Genomic DNA, 25,395 nt, shown 5'->3' on the forward strand with positions numbered 1-25,395 from the left:
AGGCGTCGAATTAGGTCAAAAACAGGGCAACGCCCTGCTTTGATGGCCGCGTAGTATATCTGCTTACACCCTTACAAGAAAGGCTTAACATCGCCCACGCCTTCACGAATCACTTCTGGCGCGTCTTCGGTGAGATCCACCACGGTGGTCGGTTGCTGGCCTAGATAGCCGCCATGAATAATCAGCTCCACCACTTTCTCCAGACGATCTTTGATCTCTTCCGGGTCGGACTCGGTAAACTCACTGCCCGGCAGCATCAGCGAGGTAGACAGCATCGGCTCGCCGAGGGTTTCCAGCAGCGCCTGGGCAATCGGGTTCGACGGCACGCGCATGCCGATGGTTTTACGTTTTTCCTGCAACAGACGACGCGGCACCTCTTTTGTCCCTTTCAGAATGAAGGTGTAGTTTCCCGGCGTGTTGTTTTTGATCAGGCGAAAGGCCACGTTGTCGACATAAGCATAGGTCGACAGCTCAGAGAGATCGCGACACATTAGGGTGAAGTTGTGGCCGTCCGGCAGTTGGCGGATGCGACAGATGCGCTCCATCGCCCCTTTATCCTCGATTTTACAGCCCAGCGCGTAGCCAGAATCGGTTGGGTAGACAATAACGCCACCTTTACGGACGATTTCCACAGCCTGATTAATCAGACGTGGCTGTGGGTTATCCGGATGGATATAGAAAAACTGACTCATATTTCCCTCTCTTCAATTTGCTGTGGCTGTTCCCAGAGCTGCCAGACGGGCTCAACGCCAGCGGGTAACCAGAGCTTGCGCCCCAGTTCAATCCACGCGCAGGGCTGATGGAAATCTGAACCCTGTGACCCAAGCAGGCCAAACTGACGGGCGTAGGTCGCGAGCTGCGAACGCTCATTGGGTGCCTGCTGACACTGGGCAACTTCCATCGCCTCACCGCCGGATTCGGCAAAGTGGGCCAGCAGCCTTTTCAGCCATTTAGCAGAAAGATTATACCGCCCCGGATGGGCCAATACGGCCTTACCACCAGAATGATGAATCACATCAATAGCTTGTTTTATTGTACACCACTGGGGAGGAACGTATCCGGTTTTCCCGCGGGCCAGATACTTTTTAAACACATTCGCCATGGTCGTCGCTTTACCGGCGTCAACCAGAAAACGGGCGAAATGGCCGCGCGTGACCGCCCCACCGTTCGCCAGCTTGCGCGCGCCTTCCAGCGCACCGGGGATATGCGCCTTCTCAAGACGTTCGCCTATCAACTCCGCGCGTTGATTGCGTCGTGCTTTTTGTTCTTGCAAAAATGCGCACATTGCCGGATGTTCTGTATCAATATTCAGGCCAACGATATGAATTTCGTGGTTTTCCCAGAGCGTGGAGATCTCGACCCCGGGCACCAGATTTAGCGCCAGCCCGCTTCGGGCAATCTCGGCGCGCGCGGCGGGGATGGCGTCTGTTGTGTCGTGATCGGTTATTGCCAGCGTGCCGACACGCATTTCAACGGCGCGATGGACCAGGGCTTCGGGCGTCAGCAGGCCATCTGAAGCCTGCGTATGGCTGTGTAAATCATAAATTACGGCGTAGGTGGTATCGCTCAAAGCACTTCCCATAACAGTCTGGAGACATCCGAAGCACCTATGATACCGACTTACCGCGAAATACTGAAATCAGGGGTTGACAACACGCCATCGAACTAGTTAACTAGTACGCAAGTTCACACGAGAAAGGTATCTGAAAATGACAGCACATTTCGCTCTGCACGGTTGGTGGCGTACTTCCTGATCTTCGGGCAGTGTCACGCGTCTGCGAAAAGCAAACAGATACCCGGCCCGCTCCCAAGCGGGCTTTTTTTTGAACAGAATATGAGAATAACAACATGCAAACAGCCAAACCCCACCTCGAACTGCTGACCTGCGAGGCGGCCTATCGCCATAACCCTACCGCGCTCTTTCATCAGGTGTGCGGTGCACGTCCTGCGACGCTGCTGCTGGAATCTGCTGATATCGACAGCAAGGACGATCTCAAAAGCCTGCTGCTGGTTGACAGCGCGCTGCGCATTACCGCATCGGGTGACACTGTCACTATTAAGGCGTTATCCGAGAATGGCGCGTCGCTGCTGCCGCTGCTGGATGCGGCTCTGCCTTCAGGCATTGAAAATGAGCGTCATCCGGACCTGCGAATTCTGCATTTCCCGCCGGTAAGCCAGTTGCTGGATGAAGATGCCCGCCTCTGCTCACTCTCCGTTTTCGACGCCTTCCGCCTGCTGCAAAATCTGGTCAATGTGCCGGAAGATGAGCGCGAAGCAATGTTCTTTGGCGGGCTGTTTGCTTACGACCTGGTTGCTGGCTTTGAAGATTTACCGGAAACCGAGCAGGGTAACCGCTGCCCGGACTACTGCTTCTACCTGGCCGAAACCCTGATGGTGATCGACCATCAGAAAAAATACACCCGCATTCAGGCCAGCCTGTTCACGCCATCTGTGTCTGAGAAAAATCGCCTCGCGCAGCGCATCGGCCAACTGCAACAGCAGATGTCAGAAGCACCGCCCGCGCTCCCGGTGCAGCGTGTTGAAAAGATGACCTGCGAGGTGAGTCAGACCGACGATCAGTACGGCGCGGTGGTGCGTCAGATGCAAAAAGCGATTCGTGCCGGGGAGATTTTCCAGGTGGTGCCGTCCCGTCGCTTTTCACTGCCCTGCCCGTCGCCGCTGGCGGCTTACGATGTGCTGAAAAAGAGCAACCCAAGCCCGTACATGTTCTTTATGCAGGACAATGATTTCACTCTGTTCGGCGCGTCACCGGAAAGCTCCCTAAAGTACGACGCCACCAGCCGCCAGATTGAGATCTACCCGATAGCGGGAACCCGTCCACGCGGCCGTCGTGCCGATGGCTCCCTGGACCGCGATCTCGACAGCCGCATCGAACTGGAAATGCGTACCGACCACAAAGAGCTCTCCGAACACCTGATGCTGGTTGACCTGGCACGTAACGACCTGGCGCGTATTTGTACGCCGGGCAGCCGCTACGTGGCAGACCTGACCAAAGTCGACCGCTACTCCTTCGTCATGCATCTGGTATCCCGCGTGGTGGGTGAGCTGCGCCACGACCTCGACGTCCTGCACGCCTACCGCGCCTGCATGAACATGGGCACGTTGAGCGGCGCGCCGAAAGTCCGCGCCATGCAGCTGATTGCCGAAGCTGAAGGCCGCCGTCGCGGCAGCTACGGTGGCGCGGTGGGCTATTTCACCGCTCACGGTGACCTCGATACCTGCATCGTGATTCGCTCCGCCTACGTTGAGGACGGCATTGCTACCGTCCAGGCCGGGGCCGGGATTGTGCTGGATTCTGTTCCGCAGTCGGAAGCCGACGAAACCCGCAGTAAAGCGCGCGCGGTAGTGCGCGCCATTGCTACCGCACACCATGCACAGGAGATTTTCTGATGGCTGACATTCTGCTGCTCGATAATATCGACTCCTTTACCTACAACCTGGCAGATCAGCTGCGTGCGAATGGGCACAACGTCGTTATCTATCGCAACCACGTTCCGGCCCAGACGCTGATTGACCGTCTGGCGACCATGCAAAACCCGGTGCTGATGCTCTCCCCGGGGCCAGGCGCACCGAGCGAAGCGGGCTGTATGCCTGAGCTGTTGACCCGTATGCGCGGCAAGCTGCCGATTATCGGCATCTGCCTCGGCCACCAGGCGATTGTCGAAGCCTACGGTGGTTACGTGGGTCAGGCGGGGGAGATCCTGCATGGTAAAGCGTCAAGCATTGAACATGACGGTCAGGCGATGTTTGCCGGTCTGCCGAACCCGCTTCCGGTGGCGCGTTACCACTCACTGGTCGGCAGCAATATTCCGGCCGGGCTGACGATTAACGCCTCGTTTGAAGGGATGGTGATGGCGGTGCGTCACGATGCGGATCGCGTCTGCGGGATGCAGTTCCACCCAGAATCTATCCTGACGTCTAACGGCGCGCGCCTGCTGGAGCAAACGCTCAACTGGGCGTTGCAAAAGCTGGAGCAGACCAACACCCTGCAACCGATTCTGGAAAAACTGTATCAGGCCCAGACCCTGAGCCAGCAGGAGAGCCACCAGCTTTTCTCCGCCGTAGTGCGCGGCGAGCTGAAGCCTGAGCAGCTGGCCGCTGCGCTGGTGAGCATGAAAGTGCGCGGCGAAAGCCCGCAGGAGATCGCCGGTGCGGCAACCGCGCTGCTGGAAAATGCCGCCCCGTTCCCGCGCCCGGACTATCCGTTTGCCGATATCGTTGGGACCGGTGGCGACGGCAGCAACAGCATCAATATTTCGACCGCCAGCGCCTTTGTGGCGGCGGCATGCGGACTGAAAGTGGCGAAGCACGGCAACCGCAGCGTGTCCAGCCGTTCCGGATCGTCCGACCTGCTGGCGGCTTTCGGTATCAACCTGGACATGAACGCTGAGCGTTCCCGTGAAGCGCTGGATGACCTGGGCGTCTGTTTCCTTTTTGCGCCGAAGTATCACACCGGTTTCCGCCACGCGATGCCCGTTCGCCAGCAGCTTAAAACCCGGACGCTGTTTAATGTGCTCGGTCCACTCATTAACCCGGCGCACCCGCCGCTGGCGCTGATTGGCGTTTACAGTCCGGAGCTGGTCCTGCCGATTGCGGAGACGCTGCGCGTCCTCGGTTACCAACGCGCCGCCGTGGTACACAGCGGCGGGATGGATGAAGTTTCCCTGCATGCGCCCACGCTGGTGGCCGAACTGAATAACGGCGAAGTGCTGAACTATCAGCTTGAGGCCGCTGATTTCGGGTTGACCCCGTACCATCAGGACGCCCTGGCGGGCGGCACGCCGGAAGAAAACCGTGACATTCTCACGCGCTTATTACAAGGTAAAGGTGAGGCCGCCCATGAGGCCGCCGTGGCGGCCAACGTAGCCATGCTGATGCGTTTACATGGCGAGGAAGATCTGAAAGCCAACGCCCAAAAAGTTCTGGACGTACTGCGCTCCGGTGCAGCTTACGATCGCGTTACCGCACTTGCGGCAAGAGGGTAAATAATGCAGACCGTTTTAGCGAAAATCGTCGCCGATAAGGCCATCTGGGTGGAAGCCCGTAAGCAACAGCAGCCGCTCGCCAGTTTTCAGAATGACGTCGTTCCGAGCAGCCGTCGTTTCTATGATGCCCTCCAGGGCGCGCGTACCGCGTTTATTCTGGAGTGTAAAAAAGCGTCTCCGTCCAAAGGCGTGATCCGTGACGATTTCGACCCGGCGCGTATTGCCGGTATCTACAAGCATCATGCGTCTGCCATTTCTGTGCTGACGGATGAGAAATATTTCCAGGGCAGCTTCGATTTTCTGCCCGTAGTCAGCGGCATCGCGCCGCAGCCGATTCTGTGCAAAGACTTTATTATCGACCCGTATCAGATCTGGCTGGCGCGCTTTTACCAGGCCGATGCCTGCCTGCTGATGCTCTCCGTGCTGGATGACGAACAGTATCGCCAGCTCTCCGCCGTCGCGCACAGCCTGAATATGGGCGTGCTTACCGAAGTGAGCAACGAAGAGGAGCTGGAGCGCGCCATCGCGCTGGAAGCCAAAGTGGTCGGCATTAACAACCGCGACCTGCGCGACCTGTCGATTGACCTCAACCGTACGCGCCAGCTTGCGCCGCGTCTGGGTGCGGGCGTCACGGTGATCAGCGAATCCGGAATCAACAGCTACGCTCAGGTGCGCGAACTCAGCCACTTTGCCAACGGTTTCCTGATCGGTTCCGCGATGATGGAACACGACGATCTTAATGCGGCCGTGCGCCGCGTGCTGCTGGGTGAGAACAAAGTTTGCGGCCTGACCCGTGAACAGGATGCGCAGGCGGCGTATGAGGCGGGCGCAATCTATGGTGGTCTGATCTTTGTTGAGTCCTCTCCTCGCGCCGTTAATGAAGAACAGGCGCGCAAGGTGATTGCGGCTGCGCCACTGAGCTACGTGGGCGTGTTCCGCAATGCGGATATTAACGACGTTGCGGCGAAAGCGGACGCGTTATCCCTGAGCGCGGTTCAGCTACATGGCGATGAAGATCAGACATACATCGATGCTCTGCGACATGTTCTGGCACCTCAGGTTCAGATCTGGAAAGCGCAAAGCGTTGGCGCCATCCTGCCCGCGCGTAACCTTACGCATGTTGATAAATACGTGCTCGACAACGGCCAGGGCGGCACGGGGCAGCGTTTCGACTGGTCACTGCTGCGTGGCGAAGTGCTGGACAATGTCCTGCTGGCGGGGGGATTAAGCCCCGATAACTGTGTGGAAGCAGCCAAAACCGGCTGCGGCGGCCTCGATTTCAATTCAGGCGTAGAGTCCCAACCGGGCATAAAAGACGCCAGCAAGCTGGCATCGGTATTTAAAACTCTGCGTGCATATTAAGGAAGAGAAGATGACGACATTACTTAACCCGTATTTTGGTGAGTTTGGTGGGATGTACGTCCCACAAATCCTGATGCCCGCGCTGCGCCAGCTGGAAGAAGCGTTCGTGAGCGCGCAGAAAGATCCGGCGTTTCAGGCGGAGTTTACTGACCTGCTGAAAAACTACGCCGGTCGTCCGACGGCACTGACCAAATGCCGCAACCTGACCGAAGGCACCAGAACCACGCTCTACCTTAAACGTGAAGATCTGCTGCACGGCGGCGCGCATAAAACTAATCAGGTGCTTGGCCAGGCTCTGCTCGCCAAACGTATGGGTAAAACCGAAATTATCGCCGAAACCGGCGCGGGCCAGCACGGCGTGGCCTCTGCCCTCGCCAGCGCCCTGCTCGGCCTGAAGTGCCGCATCTATATGGGGGCGAAAGACGTTGAACGCCAGTCGCCTAACGTGTTCCGTATGCGTCTGATGGGGGCGGAAGTGATCCCTGTACACAGCGGTTCTGCCACGCTGAAAGATGCCTGTAATGAAGCGCTGCGCGACTGGTCTGGCAGCTACGAAACCGCCCACTACATGCTCGGTACCGCGGCAGGCCCGCACCCGTTCCCGACCATCGTGCGTGAATTCCAGCGCATGATCGGTGAAGAGACTAAAGCGCAGATCCTCGAAAAAGAGGGTCGCCTGCCGGATGCGGTGATCGCCTGCGTTGGCGGCGGATCTAACGCCATCGGCATGTTTGCCGATTTTATCGACGAAACCAGCGTTGGGCTGATTGGCGTTGAGCCTGCCGGCCACGGCATTGAAACGGGTGAGCACGGTGCGCCGCTGAAGCATGGCCGCGTGGGGATCTATTTCGGCATGAAGGCCCCGATGATGCAGACCGATGAAGGGCAGATTGAGGAGTCTTACTCAATCTCTGCCGGGCTGGATTTCCCGTCCGTAGGGCCGCAGCACGCGTTCCTCAACAGCACCGGCCGCGCGGATTATGTCTCCATCACCGATGACGAAGCGCTGGAGGCCTTCAAAACGCTGTGCCGCAATGAAGGGATCATCCCGGCGCTGGAGTCTTCCCACGCGCTGGCGCACGCGCTGAAAATGATGAAGGAAAACCCGGAAAAAGAGCAGCTGCTGGTGGTAAACCTTTCCGGTCGCGGTGACAAAGATATCTTCACCGTTCACGATATTCTGAAAGCACGAGGGGAAATCTGATGGAACGCTACGACAACGCATTTTCACAACTGAAAGCCCGCCAGGAAGGCGCTTTCGTTCCCTTCGTGACGCTGGGCGACCCCGGTCCGGAGCTGTCGCTGAAGATTATCGATACCCTGATTGACGCCGGTGCCGACGCGCTGGAGTTGGGGATTCCGTTCTCCGATCCGCTGGCGGATGGCCCGACAATCCAGAATGCGACGCTTCGCGCGTTTGCTGCGGGCGTGACGCCGGGCCAGTGCTTCGAAATGCTGGCGGCGATCCGCCAGAAGCACCCGACCATTCCGATCGGCCTGCTGATGTACGCCAACCTGGTGTTCAGCCGCGGTATTGATGCGTTTTACGCAGAGTGCGCCCGCGTGGGCGTTGACTCCGTGCTGGTGGCTGACGTGCCCGTTGAAGAGTCTGCGCCGTTCCGTCAGGCGGCGATGCGCCACAACGTCGCGCCGATTTTCATCTGTCCACCGAATGCTGATGACGATCTGTTGCGCCAGATTGCCTCTTACGGACGGGGTTACACTTACCTGCTCTCCCGTGCGGGCGTCACCGGTGCGGAAAACAAAGCCGCGCTTCCGCTGCATCATCTGGTGGAGAAGCTGGCAGAATACCATGCTGCACCGCCGCTTCAGGGCTTTGGGATTTCCTCTCCGGATCAGGTTACTGCGGCGATTGACGCGAAAGCCGCCGGGGCCATTTCCGGTTCGGCTATCGTGAAAATCATCGAGAAGAATGTGGATAAGCCAGAGCAGATGCTGGCTGAGTTACACGCATTCGTCACATCCATGAAAGCGGCCACACACAAGGCGTAACCGTTAACACCGTCTGGCCCCGGCGTCAGGCGGTTTTCCCTTATCTCTTCCTGAAAGAAGCAGGTCAAAATTGATCCTGTCGATATTTTCGGTGTGAATGACTTTTCAAACTTTCGCGTAAGCGTATGGTCTGGGCTCTTTTTAGCGTTACCCTTCTGAGTTCAGAGGTTATTCATGTCCTGGCATTCCTTCAAACAGACTTACCTGGTTAAGTTCTGGTCACCTGTTCCGGCCGTTATCGCGGCAGGCATTCTCTCTACCTATTATTTCGGTATTACCGGCACCTTCTGGGCTGTTACGGGCGAGTTTACCCGCTGGGGTGGGCAGCTATTACAGCTGGCAGGCGTTCATGCCGAAGAGTGGGGTTACTTCAAACTGATCCATCTTGAGGGCTCACCGCTGACCCGCATCGACGGAATGATGATCATTGGCATGTTTGGCGGATGTTTTGCGGCCGCGCTGTGGGCCAACAACGTTAAGTTGCGCATGCCGAAAAGCCGCATCCGCATTATGCAGGCCGTGGTCGGCGGTATCATTGCCGGGTTTGGCGCCCGCCTGGCGATGGGCTGTAATCTGGCCGCGTTCTTTACCGGTATTCCGCAGTTCTCGCTGCATGCCTGGTTCTTTGCCGTCGCCACCGCCATAGGCTCATATTTCGGTGCAAAGTTCACCCTGCTGCCACTGTTCCGCATTCCGGTGAAAATGACGAAAGTTAGCGCTGCATCTCCGTTAACGCAAAAAACCGATCAGGCGCGTCGTCGCTTCCGCCTCGGTATGCTGGTCTTTTTTGCTATGGTTGCCTGGGCGATTTGCACGGCGATGAATCAGCCCAAACTCGGTCTGGCCATGCTGTTCGGCGTCGGCTTTGGTCTGCTGATTGAACGCGCGCAGATCTGCTTTACCTCCGCGTTTCGCGATATGTGGATCACCGGACGTACCATGATGGCGAAAGCCATTATTGCCGGGATGGCCGTGAGCGCGATCGGGATCTTTAGCTATGTTCAGCTCGGCGTTGAGCCGAAAATCATGTGGGCCGGTCCTAATGCGGTCATTGGCGGGCTGCTGTTTGGTTTTGGCATCGTGCTGGCGGGCGGGTGTGAAACTGGCTGGATGTATCGCGCCGTGGAAGGCCAGGTGCATTACTGGTGGGTTGGTCTGGGTAACGTGATTGGCTCAACCCTCCTGGCGTACTACTGGGATGACGTCTCTCCAGTACTGGCAACCAACTGGGACAAGGTCAATTTGCTGAATACCTTTGGTCCACTCGGGGGGCTCATGGTGACCTACGCCCTGCTGCTTATCGCCTTCTTACTGGTTATTGCGCAAGAAAAGCGCTTCTTCCGGCGTGCCACCGTCAAAACTGAAACTCAGGAGAATGCCGCATGAAAGAGATCGTGCCTGATTATCGTCTCGATATGGTGGGTGAACCCTGCCCTTACCCGGCTGTCGCCACGCTTGAGGCGTTACCGCAGCTTAAGAAAGGTGAAATTCTGGAAGTGGTGAGCGATTGCCCCCAGTCGATCAATAACATTCCGCTTGATGCCAAAAATCACGGCTATACCGTGCTGGATATCCAGCAGGACGGACCAACCATTCGTTATTTAATTCAGAAGTGATTTCACGATCGAAAAAGGCCTCTCAGAGGCCTTTTCTAGTTCACTGGCTTTGGCCACCGTCGTCGTCTGAGCTTCGGCAGGCATGAATAAATGGTGAGACGTGTTCCGCAAACGGAACAGATAGCACCGTGAGGTAGGCTATGTGCTGGGCTGAACGTCGTGAACTGAAACTGTTTACCTGCACAAACCGGACACTCAAATTTGATGTTGGGGATATCCCCTCCAGCCAGGTGTGTGGAACAACCACCATACAGCAATCACCGGCTGACAGGGGATATATCTTCTGTCAGAAACGATAGCCTGCTGAGAACATAAATACCCACGGATCCAGACGGGTATTGATACTTTGCTGCTGGCCGCCAGCTTTAAAGCGCACGTCCGTATCAATGTCCATATACCAGACCGAGGCGTTGATCAGCCAGTCACGGTTAATCAGATAATCCAGACCAACCTGCCCCGCCATGCCCCACGAGTCTTTCAGGCTGAGATCGGATAGCCCAGCCTCTTTACCGGTATCGTTAAATTTCTCATCAAAGAAGGTGGTGTAGTTAACGCCTGCACCAATATAAGGGCGTAACTTGCTGCTGGAATCGGCGAAGTACCACTGCGCCATCAGGGTTGGTGGTAAATGGTGCACCGTAGCAATGTCCCCGGTCGGCCCTAAACCGACGCGGTGACGGAATGGCGTGGCGGCCAGAAGCTCAACGCCAATGTTATCCGTAGCCATATACGTGAATGTCAGGCCTAACTGGGTGTTATTGCTAACGTTAAACCCGCCCATACCCAGTACATTGTCGGAACCTTCCGTTGGACGCACCGTTGCCGAACCGGCACGAATAAAGAATTCACCTGCTTCATGCGCGTACGCGCCGCCAGAGAGACTGCTTAAGATAAGGGCTGCCACCGCTAATTTTTTCATATCCGCTCCATCGTTGTGGTTTTAATTGCGGAGGAGAATATACTCACAAATGAGTAATAAGTGATCTAACACAGATCACATTAAAACCAGTAAGTTAACATTCATTGATCTAGGTTAATTTTTGGTGACGCCTCATAAAGCAATAAGTTGTTACCGCGTCAATTTTTGGCATTTCATAGTTACAAAATTTTCTGTTTTTCCTCTCTTGCGCTTCCTGTAGCGGCTGGATAATTTATCGCTCTCACAATCTGATTTGATGCGTTCTACTTTTGCAGGTGTGCCATGAGTGATCATAACCCGTGCATGACGTGCGGAGCCTGTTGTGCGTATTTTCGAGTCTCTTTCTACTGGGCTGAAGCCAGCGATGGCGGCGGCACCGTTCCGGTTGATCTCACTGAACCCTTGACCCCTTTCCTGCGTTGCATGCGCGGCACCAACCAAAAACAGAGCCGCTGTGTGGCACTGCAAGGTGAACCTGGGGTATCCACCCGCTGTTCCATTTACGCGGATCGCCCCAGCCCGTGCCGCACTTTCGCGATGTCGGGAGAGGATGGACAGGTCCATGAGGCATGCAATCGCGCCCGCGCCCGCTATGGATTACCGCCGCTTTACAAAGATATGCTTTTCCATACAAGCCTTGATGCTGCCACCAGCGTGTTATCCGGTGTACAATTGCCGGCTAATTAACACCTGCAATACTCAAGGAGAGTGCATGTCTATCACGGCGAAGTCTGTCTACCGTGACACGGGAAATTTTTTCCGCAATCAGTTCGTTACTTTTTTACTGATCGCGTTGTTGTGCGCCTTTATTACGGTGGTGCTGGGTCATGCGTTCTCACCCAGTGATGAACAGATTGCCTCGCTGAGCCAGGGGGATCATCTTGCAGGCAGCGCAGGGTTATTTGACCTTGTGCAGAATATGACGCCAGAGCAACAGCAAATCTTGCTGCGTGCATCTGCGGCATCTACCTTCTCGGGGCTGATCGGCAACGCCATTCTGGCGGGTGGCGTGTTGCTGATGATCCAGCTGGTGTCTGCCGGCCAACGCGTCAGCGCGTTACGTGCCATCGGGGCCAGTGCTCCGGTGCTGCCGAAACTGTTTATCCTCATCTTCCTGACCACGCTGCTGGTCCAGATGGGGATAATGTTGGTTGTCGTTCCGGGCGTGCTGCTGGCTATCGTGCTTTCATTTGCGCCAGTAATGGTTGTGCAGGACAAAATGGGTATTTTCACCGCCATGCGCAGCAGCATAAGGCTCGCGTGGGCGAATATGCGTCTGGTCGCCCCGGCCGTTATCAGCTGGTTGCTGGCCAAGACTCTACTGTTGCTGTTTGCGCCGAATTTTGCGGTATTAACGCCAAACGTCGGCGCGGTTGTCGCCAATACGCTGAGCAATCTGATTTCAGCTGTACTGCTGGTCTATTTGTTCCGCCTGTACATGTTAATTCGTCAGTAACCGGGATCGCAGAATGAAGCAGTTTCTTGATTTTTTACCGCTGATCGTATTTTTCGCTTTTTATAAGCTGTACGACATCTATGCCGGCACGCTGGCGCTGATTGTGGCAACGGCTGTGGTGCTGATTTACAGCTGGGTTCGCTATCGCAAAGTTGAAAAGATGGCGCTCATCACTTTCCTGATGGTGGCGGTGTTTGGTGGTCTGACGTTGTTCTTCCACAATGATGAATTTATCAAATGGAAGGTCACAGTGATTTACGGCCTGTTTGCGGGCGCGCTGCTCATCAGCCAGTGGGTGATGAAGAAGCCGCTGATCCAGCGCATGCTGGGGAAAGAACTGACGCTGCCGCAGGCTGTGTGGGGGCGTCTGAATATCGCCTGGGCGCTATTTTTTATTCTGTGTGGTCTGGCGAATATCTATATCGCATTCTGGCTGCCGCAGAATATCTGGGTCAACTTCAAGGTGTTTGGCCTGACGGCGCTGACCCTTATCTTCACCCTACTCAGCGGCGTTTATATTTATCGCCACATGCCGCAGGATGACAAGCACTGATCCTTCTGGCCAGATCGTCACGCGGTCTGGCCTCTTTTCCCGCCTTCCCTTTTCTCCACAACCTTCCTGCGAAAATGTCTGAATCATGAAGATTTTATGGAGATTGCTGTCGCTTTATTGTAATGAGAATCACTATCATTAATATTCTTCATCGCATTTTTAACAAATGGAAATGAGTTGATGAATAACATAATAAGATTTGCCCCGGCTACACTTACGCTCGCCATTCTTTCAACGCTATACCAGAGCGCGCACGCAGCGGAAGATCCTCTCGCCGATGGTGAAACAATGGTCGTTCAGGCAACCGCTGAAGAGGCCCTAAAGCAACAGCCGGGGGTTTCCATCATCACGGCAAAGGACATAGAAAAGGATCCACCGGTTAACGATCTTTCGGAAATTATTCGCAAAATGCCCGGGGTTAACCTCACCGGAAACAGCGCGACAGGCAGTCGTGGTAACAACCGTCAGATCGACATCCGCGGTATGGGGCCAGAGAACACGCTGATTCTGATTGACGGTGTGCCGGTGACGTCACGTAACTCGGTGCGCTACAGCTGGCGCGGGGAGCGCGACACCCGCGGGGACACCAACTGGGTTCCGCCAGAGATGGTTGAGCGTATTGAAGTGCTCCGGGGACCAGCTGCCGCCCGCTATGGTTCGGGGGCTGCCGGCGGCGTCGTCAACATCATTACCAAACGCCCGTCCAACGACTGGCACGGCTCCCTCTCCCTGTACACTAACCAGCCTGAAAATGATAAAGAGGGGGCGACGAAACGCGCTAATTTTGATCTGAGCGGCCCCCTCGCGGGCGATGCGTTAACGATGCGCCTGTACGGGAATATCAACAAAACCGACGCAGATGCTCAGGACATCAACACCGCGCAAAACGGCTCTTACGCCGCCGGGCGAGAGGGCGTACGTAACAAGGACATTAATGCCCTGCTCTCCTGGAAACTCACGCCACAGCAGATTATCGATTTCGACTACAGCTACAGCCGCCAAGGCAATATCTACGCGGGTGATACTCAATACAGCAACAGCAACGTCAGCCCTGACGGTCTGGTGTCGTCCCTGTATGGACACGAAACCAACCGAATGTACCGCCAGTCTTATGGCATTACGCACAACGGCATCTGGGACTGGGGTCAGTCAAAGTTCGGGGTTTATTATGAAAAGACCAACAACACCCGACTGGAAGAAGGCTCTACGGGCAAAGTTGAAGGGATGATCAATAGCGATAAATACGATACCAGCCGGCTGGAGTCATACCGTTCAACGGGTGAACTGAACATTCCTTTCTTCTGGCTGGTCGAACAGACGCTAACCGTGGGTGCAGAATGGAACCGTGATGAACTGAACGATCCGGCCTCAATGCAGTCGACAAATGTGTCGGGAGAAGTGATTAACGGCGTTCCCGGCACGGCTTCTGAGCGCAACAGCAAAAACAGCGCTGACCTCACCGGCATCTATCTTGAGGACAATATTGAAGCGCGTCAGGGCACCAACCTGATCCCAGGGCTCCGCTTTGATTATCACAATCAATTTGGCAGCAACTGGAGTCCGAGCCTGAACCTCTCTCAGGATTTGGGTGACATGTTCAAGGTTAAAGCGGGTATCGCTCGGGTATTTAAAGCGCCAAACTTGTATCAATCCAGCGAAGGCTATCTGCTTTCCACCCGCGGCAATGGCTGCCCGAATAACGTTTCCGAAGGAAGCTGTTACCTGTTAGGTAACCCGGATCTGGATCCGGAAATCAGCGTGAACAAAGAGATCGGCCTGGCCTTTGTCCTGGAAGGCTACGAGGCTGGAATTACCTGGTTCCGCAATGATTACAAAAACAAGATCGTTTCAGGAACGGACGTGCTGGGGCAGACAAGCAGCGACGCAAATATCCTGCAATGGGAGAACGGCGGTAAGGCCGTTGTTGAAGGTCTGGAAGGCAACCTCACCGTCCCTGTTATCCGCGACACGCTAACCTGGCGTACTAATGCGACGTATATGATTCAGTCTGAAAGTAAAGACACCGGTAATCCGCTGTCGATTATCCCCAAATATACCGTCAACACCATGCTGGACTGGGAGGTTAACAGCAAGCTTTCAGCCAACGTAAGCTGGACGATGTACGGCCGCCAGAAGCCCAGAGAAAACGCTGAAATCCGCAAAGAGGAAAATGCGATGTCCAACAGAGAGATCGGCGCGTATTCCATCGTGGGTATCGGCAGTAACTATCAGCTGACCAAAAACCTGCGCCTGAATGCCGGCATCAGCAACCTCTTTGATAAGCAGATTTACCGTGAAAATGACGGTGCATCTACCTATAACGAACCGGGCCGCGCCTATTACGCTGGCGTAACCATGTCCTTCTGACCTTCAGGCGCCCGCGCTGCGGGCGCTAACCCTATTCTCTCCAGCCAGAAATCATAGTAGCATCCCGCCTGAAGTCTTCAGTTACGAGTTTAAAAACAATGACAACAAATGACGCCCCACAGGGCGAACTGGTTTTACGCACACTGGCAATGCCTGCGGATACGAATGCCAATGGCGATATTTTTGGTGGCTGGTTAATGTCGCAGATGGATATGGGCGGTGCAATCCTGGCAAAAGAGATTGCACACGGGCGCGTGGTAACCGTCCGGGTCGATGGCATGACCTTCCTGCGCCCTGTCGCGGTGGGGGACGTGGTGTGCTGTTACGCACGCTGCGTAACACGCGGCAATACGTCTATCTCCATTAACATTGAAGTATGGGTGAAAAAAGTCTCTTCTGAACCGATTGGTCAGCGCTATAAGGCGACGGAGGCCCTGTTCATCTACGTGGCAGTGGATAGCGACGGTAAGCCCCGCCAGCTCCCACGGAGCTGATCCTCACGTAAAAAAAGCCTCCTTGCGGAGGCTTCTTTTATTCCATCTGTGCCCCGCCGTTCAGGCGGAAGACAATATTTACAATCAACCCATTGCCGGGTTTACCGGCTTCATAACGCCACCTGCGCATGGCCGATTTAACTTCGCGTTCAAACATATTCGCCGGCTGTGCGGACAGGATTTCCACGTTATCCACACGTCCATCAGCCGTAACGTCGAATTTTACCCGTACACGCCCTTCAATACGTAACGCCTGAGCACGTGCCGGATACTGCGGCTGGTTACGGCTCAGCGCGCGCGGGCCCGCTGGCGCCGTTACCGTCGGTTTTGTCGCGGTCGTGGTGTTACTCATCAGCGGACGTGACGGGGCGGCATTTTCAACCGGCTGCGTGGTGCGCGGCTCAACCGGACGCACTTCGCGTTTCGGACGCTCTTCCACCTTTTTGACCGGCTTGGGTTTTGGCTTCGGCTTAGGTTTCGGCTCTGGCTTATGGATCACCACCGGCGCTTCTTTTGGCGGTTCAGGAATCGGCTCGGGTTCCGGCTCGGGTTCAACAACGGGCTGTGGCGGCGGCGCAACCTGCGGCGGTTCAAGATCCGCGGGCGATACCATGGTCACAGAAATTGGCTGCGCTGGCGCTGGCATTTCAATAACCTGATGAACCGAGGTATAGAGCAGACCCGCCACGACAGCACCGTGAATAACGACGGAAAGCAGCGTCGGCCATGGAAAGCGGCGAGGTAAATCAAGGGTCATCGAAGTCATAATCATCAACGTTAAAAAACCGAACCTCGATTTTAAATGCAAATAGCAATCATATTCAATAAGACACTTTGTCCTGGCGCAATTTAAGCGTATAAGAGGGCAAAAAAGGGGCATCCAGATCAGGGTTTTAACATTGTTATTATCTTTATATTGCAGTCATTTGTGCTTTCACATAACGTAAATGTCACTTTTACCGGTTAAGGAGCTTTGCCGTGCTTTATGTGATTTACGCTGAAGATGTACCTGATTCTCTGGAAAAACGTCTTTCCGTTCGCCCTGCCCATCTGGCGCGTTTACAGCTGCTACAGGATGAAGGTCGGTTGCTGACCGCAGGCCCGATGCCTGCCGTTGACAGCAACGATCCGGGAGCAGCGGGTTTTACCGGCTCCACGGTGATTGCCGAGTTTGAATCTCTGGAAGCCGCGCAGGCCTGGGCAGAAGCAGACCCGTACGTCGCAGCCGGCGTATACGAGAAAGTCACGGTTCGCCCGTATAAAAAAGTGTTCTGAAATGAAAGGCTCCCTCGGGAGCCTTTTCTTCATTCAGTGCAGCGACGCCAGCCTAGCCGCAAATCCAACAAACAGCAGGCCTATCAACCCGTTCCCCAGCTTCGCCAGTTTCTTTTTGGTTTTCAGGTAACGCGTGACAAACGCGCCTGAGAAAATCAGGAAGCTCATGTACATGAAGCTGATCAGCTCAAGCGTTGTGGCGAGGATCAGGAACGACGTGCCGGTATTCTTCGCATTGACATCAATGAACTGCACGAAGAACGATACGTAAAAGAGAATCGCTTTCGGGTTCGTCAGGCTCAGCACCAGCGAACGCTTAAGGATCGCGCTTGCCGGTTCGGCGCTACTTTCGTGCGCATTTTTTTGACGTGTCATAACGGACCAGAGCATTTTTCCGCCGAGCCACAGCAGATAAAACGCCCCAAGATAGCGGACAATATTAAATAATACCGGAGTGGTCTGGATCAACGCGGCGACGCCCGCCCAGGCCAGAAACATCAGCACGGCATCACCAATAAACACACCGGTGGCTGCCAGATAGCCTTTCTTAACGCCGTGGCCAATCCCTGTTTTCAGCACAAACAAGGTGTTCGGTCCTGGAACCAGCACGATAAAAAATGCGCCGACAACATAGGTCCAGAAATTCAGTACACCAAACTCCGCAAACACGTCTCACTCCTTTTGCTCAAAAACAGCGGGGATACCGGTAATAACGGTATCCCCTGAATCAGTTGCGCTATTGTACGCCGTTATAGCCATCAAGATAAGTCGCGGCCAGTTCGTTACCAAATAATATGGCGTCTTTACTGTCCAAGTCCGAAGACCATTTATCCTTCGCGTTGCCTGCGTACAATTCCTGCGACTTCGCATTTTCTTTCAGCTGATCGCGAATGCTTTGCGCGTATTCACTGGCTTCAGCCTGAGTCCGCCCTTCCGCACGGTCAGCTTTGCCCCTGGCATAAAGCTCGCGGAACTGTGCTACGTTCAGGTGATAATTTTTCTGCACGCTGGAGGTATAATTGCCGCCAGTAAAGCTGGACTGATGCGACACGAAATAAAACGCGTGCCGTTCGGGTGAGGTTTTGCTACTGGCACAACCGCTTAATACTGCAATCCCGAAGAGTGCTGCCATCACTTTTACGTTCATCCTTTTTTCCTTTAATAAAGCCAATGTATTCCCCACGCAAAAACATAATCTGCCAATGAGGAAAATGACGAAAGTCCTAAACCTTCCCTGAGCGCATCCAGCGCCAAAAGTGCAATAAAAATCCAGAGATAAGGATTCATCTTTTAATATCATGACGTTATGGGGACGTAGTATATCGTGGAAAGCAGACGGGAGGAGACTGCAAAAATTGATAGTCTGGATGTTTAATGGGCACCTTTACGGTGCCCCTCATGCTTTTCAGATATACTGGACCGCGAACAGCAGCGCGTTACGGTGTCTGTTCAGGCCACATTTTCTGATGGCGTGGATACGCATATTGCGGCGGGATTGTGCTTCCAGCCAACGAGCCTTACGACGACTCACCTGTCGCAACATGCGCCAGCGCCCTACTTCAGTTCTACTGCGCTTCATGTCTACAACTCTTTCTCTAACAGAGATGCCATTATATGCCTAAGCAGGCGGCAAACCAGCGCTTTTATCTGCCGTTTTTATTTGCCAGATGAATCCTGATGCGTAAACTCATAACAATACGCTTTCAAAAGGATTTTTTATTTATGACAACCTTCTACACCGTGGTGAGTTGGCTGGTCATTTTAGGATACTGGCTGTTAATTGCCGGGGTGACGTTGCGCATTCTGATGAAACGCAGAGCGGTGCCTTCCGCCATGGCCTGGCTTCTGATTATCTACATTCTGCCGCTGGTGGGCATCATCGCCTATCTCTCTTTCGGTGAACTTCATCTGGGTAAACGCCGGGCCGAACGCGCCCGTGCCATGTGGCCCTCCACGGCAAAATGGCTTGCCGACCTTAAAGCCTGCAAGCATATCTTCGCCGAAGAGAACAGCAGCGTGGCCGCATCTTTGTTCAAGCTGTGCGAACGCCGCCAGGGCATTGCTGGGGTAAAAGGCAATCAGCTGCAACTGATGACCTCTTCCGATGACGTGATGCAGGCGCTGATCCGTGATATCCAGCTCGCCCGGCATAATATCGAGATGGTGTTTTATATCTGGCAGCCGGGCGGCATGGCGGACCAGGTCGCCGAATCGCTGATGGCCGCTGCACGTCGCGGTATCCACTGCCGCCTGATGCTGGACTCCGCCGGCAGCGTGGCCTTTTTCCGTAGCCCGTGGGCAGGCATGATGCGCAACGCCGGTATCGAGGTGGTCGAGGCGCTGAAAGTGAATCTTATGCGCGTCTTTCTGCGCCGCATGGATCTTCGTCAGCACCGGAAAATGGTTCTGATCGATAACTATATCGCCTACACCGGCAGCATGAACATGGTCGACCCCCGCTTCTTTAAACAGGATTCCGGCGTGGGGCAATGGATCGATTTGATGGCTCGCATGGAAGGCCCGGTGGCAACCTCTATGGGCATCGTCTATTCGTGCGACTGGGAAGTTGAAACCGGTAAACGCATTCTTCCCCCGCCGCCGGATGGCAATATCATGCCGTTTGAGGAAGCCAGCGGGCACACTATCCACACTATCGCCTCCGGTCCTGGCTTCCCGGAAGATCTGATCCATCAGGCACTGCTTACCGCCGCGTACTCCGCGCGGGAATATCTGATCATGACCACGCCCTATTTCGTCCCCAGCGACGACCTTCTGCACGCCATCTGTACAGCGGCACAGCGCGGAGTGGATGTGAGCATTATTATGCCGCGCAAGAACGATTCGCTGCTGGTCGGGTGGGCAAGTCGCGCGTTCTTTAGTGAGCTGCTGGCCGCGGGCGTTAAAATCTATCAGTTCGAAGGCGGTCTGTTACACACCAAGAGCGTGCTGGTAGACGGAGAGCTGAGCCTGGTGGGTACCGTCAACCTCGATATGCGCAGTCTGTGGCTGAATTTTGAAATTACGCTGGTCATTGATGACGCCGGTTTCGGCGGCGATCTGGCGGCGGTTCAGGATGATTATATCTCCCGCTCACGCCTGCTGGACGCCAGACTGTGGGCGAAACGTCCGCTGTGGCAGCGAATTGCCGAACGACTGTTTTACTTCTTTAGTCCGTTGCTGTAAAACGTGCCCAACGATGTTTAACAGGTAGTCATCATGGAAATGGATCTGAACAATCGCCTGACCGAAGACGAAACGCTCGAACAGGCCTACGATATTTTTCTCGAGCTGGCGGTCGATAATCTCGACCCTGCTGACGTCATTCTTTTCAACCTGCAATTTGAAGAGCGTGGCGGTGCTGAGCTGTTCGATCCGTCTGAAGACTGGGCCGAACACGTCGATTTTGATCTCAACCCGGACTTCTTCGCTGAGGTAGTAATTGGCCTGGCAGATGAAGACGGCGGAGAAATTAACGACATCTTTGCCCGCGTCCTGCTGTGCCGCGAGAAAGACCATAAGCTGTGCCATATTCTCTGGCGCGAATAATAAAAAAGGCTGCCCGCGCAGCCTTTTTTATTTAATCCGGCAAGGCATTTCCACAGCGGTGACAAAACCGCGCCCCGGGTTCATGATTTCCCTGCTGACAATTCGGACATTTGCGTTGCTGCTTGCTGTTCTGGAAGGCGCTGCTCATATGGGTGGTAATTAGCCCCGTCGGTATCGCTATCACCGAATAACCGATCAGTATAAGAACCGATGCCACAATACGTCCGAGCGGCGTATGCGGTGTAATATCGCCATAGCCCACGGTGGTCACCGTGACGATAGCCCAGTAAACCGACGCATTAAGCGTGGTAAACCCGTATTTTGGCCCTTCGATTAAATACATCAGGGAGCCAAAAACGATCATCACGATAGCAATAAACGAATAGAAGAGAATAAGCTGGTGGCGGGCGCTGACAATGGCGACCCAAAAAACCCTCAGCGACGGCATAAAGCGCAGCAGCTTCAGAATTCGTAACACACGAATCGCCCGCATTGCGCGCCAGGCAAACACATAATTCAGGCTGATCTCAGGCCACAGCCACATGACATACAGCGGCAGGATAGTGGCTAAATCAATAAATCCCCAGAAGCTGAAAACGTATTTCGCCGGATTTGGCCAGCTAATGACCCTCAGCACATACTCTGCGGTAAACACCAGCGTGACGATCAATTCCAGCCAGACAAATACGTGCCACTCCTCATACGTCATGTGGTACTGCGTTCCGGCACCGGATTCGATAAAGATAATAATGACGCTAATCAGCGCAAATAAGCCACACAGACCCTCGAAACGGCGACCGGAAACCGTTTCTGGATCAAATAAAAGGTGATAAAGCCGCTGACGGGCCGACGTGAATAATCGCGACACATTAACCTCTAAAAAATAAGGGCTGACATCATGTCAGCCCTTGCGATTATAACGGGTCTACTTTCAGGCAGGAAACCGCATGTCGGAAACTGCCCTCCAGAACCGGCCGTGTTTTTGCACATTCCGGCCCGGCTATTGGGCATCGCGTACGGAATACGCAGCCTGAAGGCGGGTTGATTGGCGAAGGCAGTTCACCTTCCAGAAGCTGAATGGTTTTATTTTTTTCCAGATCGGGATCCGGAACGGGAACCGCAGACATCAGCGCTTTGGTATAAGGGTGCAGTGGATTATGGTACACCTCATCATACGTGCCCAACTCCACGGCGTGGCCCAGATACATGACCAGCACACGGTCTGAAATGTGTTTTACCACCGCCAGATCGTGGGCGATGAAGATCAGCGACAGCCCCATTTCCCGTTGCAGTTTCTGTAGCAGGTTAACCACCTGGGCCTGGATGGAAACGTCCAGCGCCGAAACCGGCTCATCACAGATAATCAGTTTCGGTTCAAGGATCAACGCGCGTGCGATACCGATACGCTGGCACTGACCGCCGGAAAACTCGTGAGGGTAGCGGTTGATGAGGTTAGGCAACAGACCCACCTTCAGCATCATCGCTTTCACCCGATCGCGAACTTCCTGGCGCGGCATCTTCGGATGATAGGTGCGCAGCGGCTCGGCAATGATTTCGCCAATGGTCATACGCGGGTTCAGGGACGCCAGAGGATCCTGGAAAATCATCTGGATATCACTGCGCACATTGCGCCATTCATCCGGCTTCATCCCCAGCAGATCTTTGCCAAGCCAGGCCACTTTCCCGTCGGTGGCTTTCACCAGGCCGATGATCGCACGCGCAAACGTCGACTTGCCGCAGCCGGATTCGCCCACCACGCCCAGAGTCTCCCCTTCGTACAGGCGTAGCGTGACGCCATCCACCGCTTTCAGGGTTTTGGCTGGCTGCCAGAACCACTGTTTACCGTCTTTGATATCGAAATGGACCTTCAGGTCAGCGATTTCGAGCAGCACATTTCTTTTTTCGTCGATTGCGTTCATACCAGCTCCTCCAGCGGCTTAAAGCAGGCGCGTAGACGGCCTAGGGCAAACGCTTCCAGCGGCGGTGCGCTGTTACAGATTTCCATCGCATGCGGACAGCGTGGCTGGAACGGGCAGCCTTTTGGCAAACGCAGCAGGTTTGGCGGGTTGCCCGGGATAGTCAGCAGCGACTCCCCTTCCGCATCGAGGCGCGGTACGGCATTCAGCAGCCCGATAGAGTACGGGTGGGCTGGCTGGTAGAACACATCGCGGGCATTACCGTATTCCATCGTGCGGCCTGCATACATGACTAACACTTTGTCGCAGATCCCGGCAACGACGCCTAAATCGTGGGTGATCATGATGATGGCGGTGTTGAACTCACGCTTCAGCTCGTTCAGCAACGTCATGATCTGCGCCTGGACGGTCACGTCAAGGGCGGTGGTTGGTTCATCAGCGATCAGCAGTTTTGGCCGGCAAAGCAATGCCATCGCGATCATGACTCGCTGACGCATACCGCCGGAGAACTCGTGCGGATACATGCGCATGCGCTTGCGTGCTTCAGGCATTTTCACCGCATCCAGCATTTTGACGGACTCTTCAAACGCTTCGGCTTTGCCCAGCCCCTTGTGGAGCATCAGCACTTCCATCAGCTGTTCACCCACCCGCATATAGGGGTTCAGGGAGGTCATCGGATCCTGGAAAATCATTGAAATCTGCTCGGCGCGCAGCTTGTTCAGCTCATGTTCCGGCAAATTCAGGATCTCTTTCCCGTTAAACGTCGCCGAACCCCCTATCACGCCGTTTGATGCCAGCAGGCCCATCAGCGCGAATGCGGTCTGGGATTTACCGGAACCGGATTCGCCCACAATGCCCAGCGTTTCACCGGCACGCAGGTCGAAGTTGAGATCGTTAACGGCAGTCACATCACCGTCGGGGGTTTTAAACGTCACGCGGAGGTCTTTAACGTCCAGCAGTGCGCTGGTCCGCTGTTGCGCCTGTGGCGCGGTTGCCGTTTCAATAATGGTCATGACGGCGCTCCTTAACGGTCTTTCGGGTCGAGGGCATCACGCAGGCCATCGCCGATAAAGTTGAAACAGAACAGGGTGACGACCAGGAAGCCCGCCGGATACAGCAGTAACCACGGTGACACTTCCATGGAGTTTGCGCCGTCACTTAACAGAGCGCCCCAGCTACTCAACGGCTCTTGCGTACCTAATCCCAGGAAGCTCAGGAAAGATTCAAACAAGATCATACTTGGCACCAGCAGGGAGGCGTATACCACCACCACGCCCAGCACGTTAGGAACGATATGACGCACCACAATATTGGCGGTAGAAACGCCACCAACCTGTGCGGCTTCGATAAACTCCTTACGTTTAAGGCTCAGCGTCTGGCCGCGCACAATACGCGCCATATCCAGCCAGGACACCATCCCGATCGCCACGAAGATCAGCAGGATATTTTGACCAAAGAAGGTCACCAGCAGAATGACGAAGAACATGAACGGGAAGGAGTTCAGGATTTCAAGCATACGCATCATCACGGAGTCCACTTTCCCGCCGAGGTAACCGGAAAGCGAACCGTAAAGCGTGCCGACAATTACCGCCACCAGCGCCGCTGCGATGCCAACCATCAGGGAGATACGGCCGCCAATCGCCACACGCACCAGCAAATCACGCCCGGAGGAGTCGGTACCGAAATAGTGCCCGGATTCCATATCCGGCGCGCTGGACATCATGCCCCAGTCCGTATCGAAATAGGTGAACTGAGAGAGCATTGGTGCCAGGGTTACGAACAGCGCGATAAGCACCAGCACGACCAGGCTGGCAACGGCGGCACGGTTATGCATAAAACGACGGCGGGCGTCCTGCCAAAGGCTACGACCTTCGACCTCCAGCTTTTCACTGAAGTTTTCCAGCGCCTCGCTGTTTTTCTTACTCAACATCATGGCGTGCTCCAGTTAGTAACGGATTTTCGGATCGATAACGGCATACAGCACATCGACAACGGCATTAAACAGAATGGTCAGCGCGCCCACGAGGATCGTCAGGCTCAGCACCAGCGAATAGTCTCGGTTAAGCGCCCCGTTAACAAACAACTGCCCGATGCCCGGCAGGCCATAAATGGTTTCAATCACCATTGAACCCGTAATAATGCCGACGAATGCAGGACCCATATAGGAGAGCACCGGTAACAGTGCAGGCTTGAGAGCGTGACGGAAAATAATCCGGCGCATCGGCAACCCTTTCGCTCGGGCGGTACGGATAAAGTTTGAATGCAGGACTTCAATCATTGAACCACGCGTAATACGGGCGATACTGGCAATGTAGGCCAGAGATAATGCCACCATCGGCAATATCATGAACTTCAGCGCCCCGCCATTCCAGCCGCCCCCGGGCAGCCATTTAAGGGTTATCGCGAATATCATGACCAGCAACGGCGCGACAACGAAGCTGGGGATAACCACCCCGGTCATTGCGACCCCCATTACGGCGTAATCCCATCGGGTATTTTGTTTTAGTGCGGCGATAACGCCCGCAGTGACACCGAGAACAACGGCCAGGATAAATGCAGCAGCCCCTAATTTAGCCGATACCGGGAAGCTGGACGCCACCAGGTCGTTAACGGAATAGTCTTTATATTTGAATGACGGACCAAAATCACCGTGTGCAAGTTGCTTCAGATAGTTGAAGTACTGCGTGGTGATAGGATCGTTTAAATGGTATTTCGCTTCGATGTTGGCCATAACTTCTGGCGGAAGCGTGCGTTCACCGGTAAAAGGACTGCCCGGCGCAAGACGCATCATAAAGAAGGAAATTGTAATTAGAATAAATAACGTTGGAATCGCTTCAAGACAGCGACGCAGGATAAATTTCAACATTGCCCG

The 25,395-nt window shown here is 54.8% G+C and carries 28 protein-coding genes, 1 pseudogene and 1 other annotated feature; of the genes and pseudogenes, 16 read left to right on the forward strand and 13 right to left on the reverse strand.

Annotation, left to right across the window (positions count from 1 at the left end):
- Window positions 1-71 precede the first annotated feature (71 nt).
- Window positions 72-692 carry an L-threonylcarbamoyladenylate synthase gene (locus HWQ15_RS20905; protein ID WP_003856793.1) on the reverse strand — a complete coding sequence of 207 codons (621 nt, stop codon included), beginning with the start codon at window positions 690-692 and terminating at the stop codon, window positions 72-74.
- Window positions 689-1,570, reverse strand: coding sequence for an RNase AM (gene rnm / locus HWQ15_RS20910; protein WP_063149421.1), 882 nt, complete (start codon window positions 1,568-1,570; stop codon window positions 689-691). The genes HWQ15_RS20905 and rnm overlap by 4 nt, the downstream gene beginning before the upstream one ends.
- 139 nt (window positions 1,571-1,709) lie before the next feature.
- On the opposite strand from rnm, the gene trpL reads away from it, so the two are divergent.
- From trpL to yedF, 8 genes are all read left to right on the forward strand, one after another.
- Complete coding sequence (gene trpL, locus HWQ15_RS20915; RefSeq protein WP_071524153.1) at window positions 1,710-1,754, forward strand: trp operon leader peptide; 45 nt, start codon at window positions 1,710-1,712, stop codon at window positions 1,752-1,754.
- Window positions 1,731-1,825: a sequence feature (Trp leader region), on the forward strand. It overlaps the preceding gene by 24 nt.
- Window positions 1,826-1,848: 23 nt before the next feature.
- On the forward strand, window positions 1,849-3,411 hold the full coding sequence (locus tag HWQ15_RS20920; RefSeq protein WP_063149420.1) for an anthranilate synthase component 1: 1,563 nt from the start codon (window positions 1,849-1,851) through the stop codon (window positions 3,409-3,411).
- On the forward strand, window positions 3,411-5,006 hold the full coding sequence (gene trpD / locus HWQ15_RS20925) for a bifunctional anthranilate synthase glutamate amidotransferase component TrpG/anthranilate phosphoribosyltransferase TrpD (protein WP_022648332.1): 1,596 nt from the start codon (window positions 3,411-3,413) through the stop codon (window positions 5,004-5,006). Before HWQ15_RS20920 ends, trpD begins: the two co-directional genes overlap by 1 nt.
- Window positions 5,007-5,009: 3 nt before the next feature.
- Window positions 5,010-6,368 carry a bifunctional indole-3-glycerol-phosphate synthase TrpC/phosphoribosylanthranilate isomerase TrpF gene (gene trpCF / locus HWQ15_RS20930; RefSeq protein ID WP_063149419.1) on the forward strand — a complete coding sequence of 453 codons (1,359 nt, stop codon included), beginning with the start codon at window positions 5,010-5,012 and terminating at the stop codon, window positions 6,366-6,368.
- A 10-nt stretch (window positions 6,369-6,378) separates the two neighbouring features.
- Window positions 6,379-7,572 (forward strand): tryptophan synthase subunit beta, encoded by a 1,194-nt coding sequence (trpB, locus tag HWQ15_RS20935; protein ID WP_022648334.1) that lies wholly within the window; start codon window positions 6,379-6,381, stop codon window positions 7,570-7,572.
- Window positions 7,572-8,381, forward strand: a complete 810-nt coding sequence (gene trpA / locus HWQ15_RS20940; protein WP_063146359.1) for a tryptophan synthase subunit alpha — start codon at window positions 7,572-7,574, stop codon at window positions 8,379-8,381. Before trpB ends, trpA begins: the two co-directional genes overlap by 1 nt.
- Window positions 8,382-8,555: 174 nt before the next feature.
- The gene (yedE, locus tag HWQ15_RS20945) at window positions 8,556-9,767 is read left to right on the forward strand and encodes a selenium metabolism membrane protein YedE/FdhT (RefSeq protein WP_046619700.1); all 1,212 of its coding nucleotides are present in this window, start codon (window positions 8,556-8,558) and stop codon (window positions 9,765-9,767) included.
- Window positions 9,764-9,997, forward strand: coding sequence for a sulfurtransferase-like selenium metabolism protein YedF (yedF, locus tag HWQ15_RS20950; RefSeq protein WP_003856774.1), 234 nt, complete (start codon window positions 9,764-9,766; stop codon window positions 9,995-9,997). The genes yedE and yedF overlap by 4 nt, the downstream gene beginning before the upstream one ends.
- 286 nt (window positions 9,998-10,283) lie before the next feature.
- Here the strand turns inward: yedF and ompW are convergent, their stop codons facing one another.
- Window positions 10,284-10,916 (reverse strand): outer membrane protein OmpW, encoded by a 633-nt coding sequence (ompW, locus tag HWQ15_RS20955; RefSeq protein WP_046619696.1) that lies wholly within the window; start codon window positions 10,914-10,916, stop codon window positions 10,284-10,286.
- 282 nt (window positions 10,917-11,198) lie between these two features.
- Between ompW and HWQ15_RS20960 the strand changes: the two genes are divergently transcribed.
- The 5 genes from HWQ15_RS20960 (at window position 11,199) to yciA (ending at window position 15,786) form a co-directional block, all read left to right on the forward strand.
- Entirely contained in the window at window positions 11,199-11,603 is a 405-nt protein-coding gene (locus tag HWQ15_RS20960; RefSeq protein WP_063149417.1) for a YkgJ family cysteine cluster protein, read from the forward strand.
- A gap of 25 nt (window positions 11,604-11,628) precedes the next feature.
- Window positions 11,629-12,372, forward strand: a complete 744-nt coding sequence (locus tag HWQ15_RS20965) for a YciC family protein (protein WP_023300270.1) — start codon at window positions 11,629-11,631, stop codon at window positions 12,370-12,372.
- A gap of 13 nt (window positions 12,373-12,385) precedes the next feature.
- Window positions 12,386-12,925: a septation protein A gene (locus HWQ15_RS20970; RefSeq protein WP_003856762.1), complete on the forward strand. Its 540-nt coding sequence runs from the start codon at window positions 12,386-12,388 to the stop codon at window positions 12,923-12,925.
- A gap of 180 nt (window positions 12,926-13,105) precedes the next feature.
- A complete protein-coding gene (locus HWQ15_RS20975; RefSeq protein WP_063216143.1) occupies window positions 13,106-15,292 on the forward strand; it encodes a TonB-dependent siderophore receptor in 2,187 nt (728 codons plus the stop codon).
- Window positions 15,293-15,390: 98 nt separating this feature from the next.
- Window positions 15,391-15,786 carry an acyl-CoA thioester hydrolase YciA gene (gene yciA / locus HWQ15_RS20980; RefSeq protein ID WP_063149415.1) on the forward strand — a complete coding sequence of 132 codons (396 nt, stop codon included), beginning with the start codon at window positions 15,391-15,393 and terminating at the stop codon, window positions 15,784-15,786.
- A 37-nt stretch (window positions 15,787-15,823) separates the two neighbouring features.
- Here yciA and tonB read toward each other — a convergent pair whose 3' ends face one another.
- Window positions 15,824-16,543: a TonB system transport protein TonB gene (tonB, locus tag HWQ15_RS20985; protein WP_045622004.1), complete on the reverse strand. Its 720-nt coding sequence runs from the start codon at window positions 16,541-16,543 to the stop codon at window positions 15,824-15,826.
- Between the two features lie 221 nt (window positions 16,544-16,764).
- Between tonB and HWQ15_RS20990 the strand changes: the two genes are divergently transcribed.
- Window positions 16,765-17,061, forward strand: a complete 297-nt coding sequence (locus tag HWQ15_RS20990) for a YciI family protein (RefSeq protein ID WP_003856755.1) — start codon at window positions 16,765-16,767, stop codon at window positions 17,059-17,061.
- A gap of 33 nt (window positions 17,062-17,094) precedes the next feature.
- Here HWQ15_RS20990 and leuE read toward each other — a convergent pair whose 3' ends face one another.
- The 4 genes from leuE to HWQ15_RS21005 all read right to left on the reverse strand — a co-directional run bounded on the left by leuE (window position 17,095) and on the right by HWQ15_RS21005 (window position 18,640).
- A complete protein-coding gene (leuE, locus tag HWQ15_RS20995; protein ID WP_006810877.1) occupies window positions 17,095-17,730 on the reverse strand; it encodes a leucine efflux protein LeuE in 636 nt (211 codons plus the stop codon).
- A 67-nt stretch (window positions 17,731-17,797) separates the two neighbouring features.
- Complete coding sequence (locus HWQ15_RS21000; RefSeq protein WP_063149414.1) at window positions 17,798-18,208, reverse strand: Exc2 family lipoprotein; 411 nt, start codon at window positions 18,206-18,208, stop codon at window positions 17,798-17,800.
- An 11-nt stretch (window positions 18,209-18,219) separates the two neighbouring features.
- Window positions 18,220-18,348 (reverse strand): KPN_01571 family protein, encoded by a 129-nt coding sequence (locus tag HWQ15_RS23500; RefSeq protein ID WP_209662595.1) that lies wholly within the window; start codon window positions 18,346-18,348, stop codon window positions 18,220-18,222.
- 118 nt (window positions 18,349-18,466) lie between these two features.
- Entirely contained in the window at window positions 18,467-18,640 is a 174-nt protein-coding gene (locus HWQ15_RS21005; protein ID WP_139153393.1) for a YciY family protein, read from the reverse strand.
- 143 nt (window positions 18,641-18,783) lie between these two features.
- Here HWQ15_RS21005 and cls point away from each other — a divergent pair, with 143 nt between their 5' ends.
- Window positions 18,784-20,244, forward strand: coding sequence for a cardiolipin synthase (cls, locus tag HWQ15_RS21010; RefSeq protein ID WP_063216145.1), 1,461 nt, complete (start codon window positions 18,784-18,786; stop codon window positions 20,242-20,244).
- Between the two features lie 33 nt (window positions 20,245-20,277).
- The gene (locus HWQ15_RS21015) at window positions 20,278-20,607 is read left to right on the forward strand and encodes an HI1450 family dsDNA-mimic protein (protein ID WP_006810881.1); all 330 of its coding nucleotides are present in this window, start codon (window positions 20,278-20,280) and stop codon (window positions 20,605-20,607) included.
- A 31-nt stretch (window positions 20,608-20,638) separates the two neighbouring features.
- On the opposite strand, the pseudogene HWQ15_RS21020 reads toward HWQ15_RS21015, so the two are convergent.
- The 5 genes and pseudogenes from HWQ15_RS21020 to oppB form a co-directional block, all read right to left on the reverse strand.
- Window positions 20,639-21,507, reverse strand: a pseudogene (locus HWQ15_RS21020) (ion transporter).
- Between the two features lie 14 nt (window positions 21,508-21,521).
- On the reverse strand, window positions 21,522-22,526 hold the full coding sequence (gene oppF, locus HWQ15_RS21025) for a murein tripeptide/oligopeptide ABC transporter ATP-binding protein OppF (protein WP_022648351.1): 1,005 nt from the start codon (window positions 22,524-22,526) through the stop codon (window positions 21,522-21,524).
- Window positions 22,523-23,536 (reverse strand): ABC transporter ATP-binding protein, encoded by a 1,014-nt coding sequence (locus tag HWQ15_RS21030; protein WP_063149413.1) that lies wholly within the window; start codon window positions 23,534-23,536, stop codon window positions 22,523-22,525. Before HWQ15_RS21030 ends, oppF begins: the two co-directional genes overlap by 4 nt.
- Before the next feature lie 11 nt (window positions 23,537-23,547).
- Window positions 23,548-24,456 (reverse strand): oligopeptide ABC transporter permease OppC, encoded by a 909-nt coding sequence (gene oppC / locus HWQ15_RS21035; RefSeq protein WP_015570372.1) that lies wholly within the window; start codon window positions 24,454-24,456, stop codon window positions 23,548-23,550.
- Window positions 24,457-24,468: 12 nt separating this feature from the next.
- Window positions 24,469-25,389 (reverse strand): oligopeptide ABC transporter permease OppB, encoded by a 921-nt coding sequence (gene oppB, locus HWQ15_RS21040; RefSeq protein WP_003856738.1) that lies wholly within the window; start codon window positions 25,387-25,389, stop codon window positions 24,469-24,471.
- Window positions 25,390-25,395: the final 6 nt, after the last annotated feature.

The sequence above is a fragment of the Enterobacter sp. DSM 30060 genome, assembly GCF_013375955.1.
Taxonomy (GTDB): Bacteria; Pseudomonadota; Gammaproteobacteria; order Enterobacterales; family Enterobacteriaceae; genus Enterobacter; species Enterobacter intestinihominis.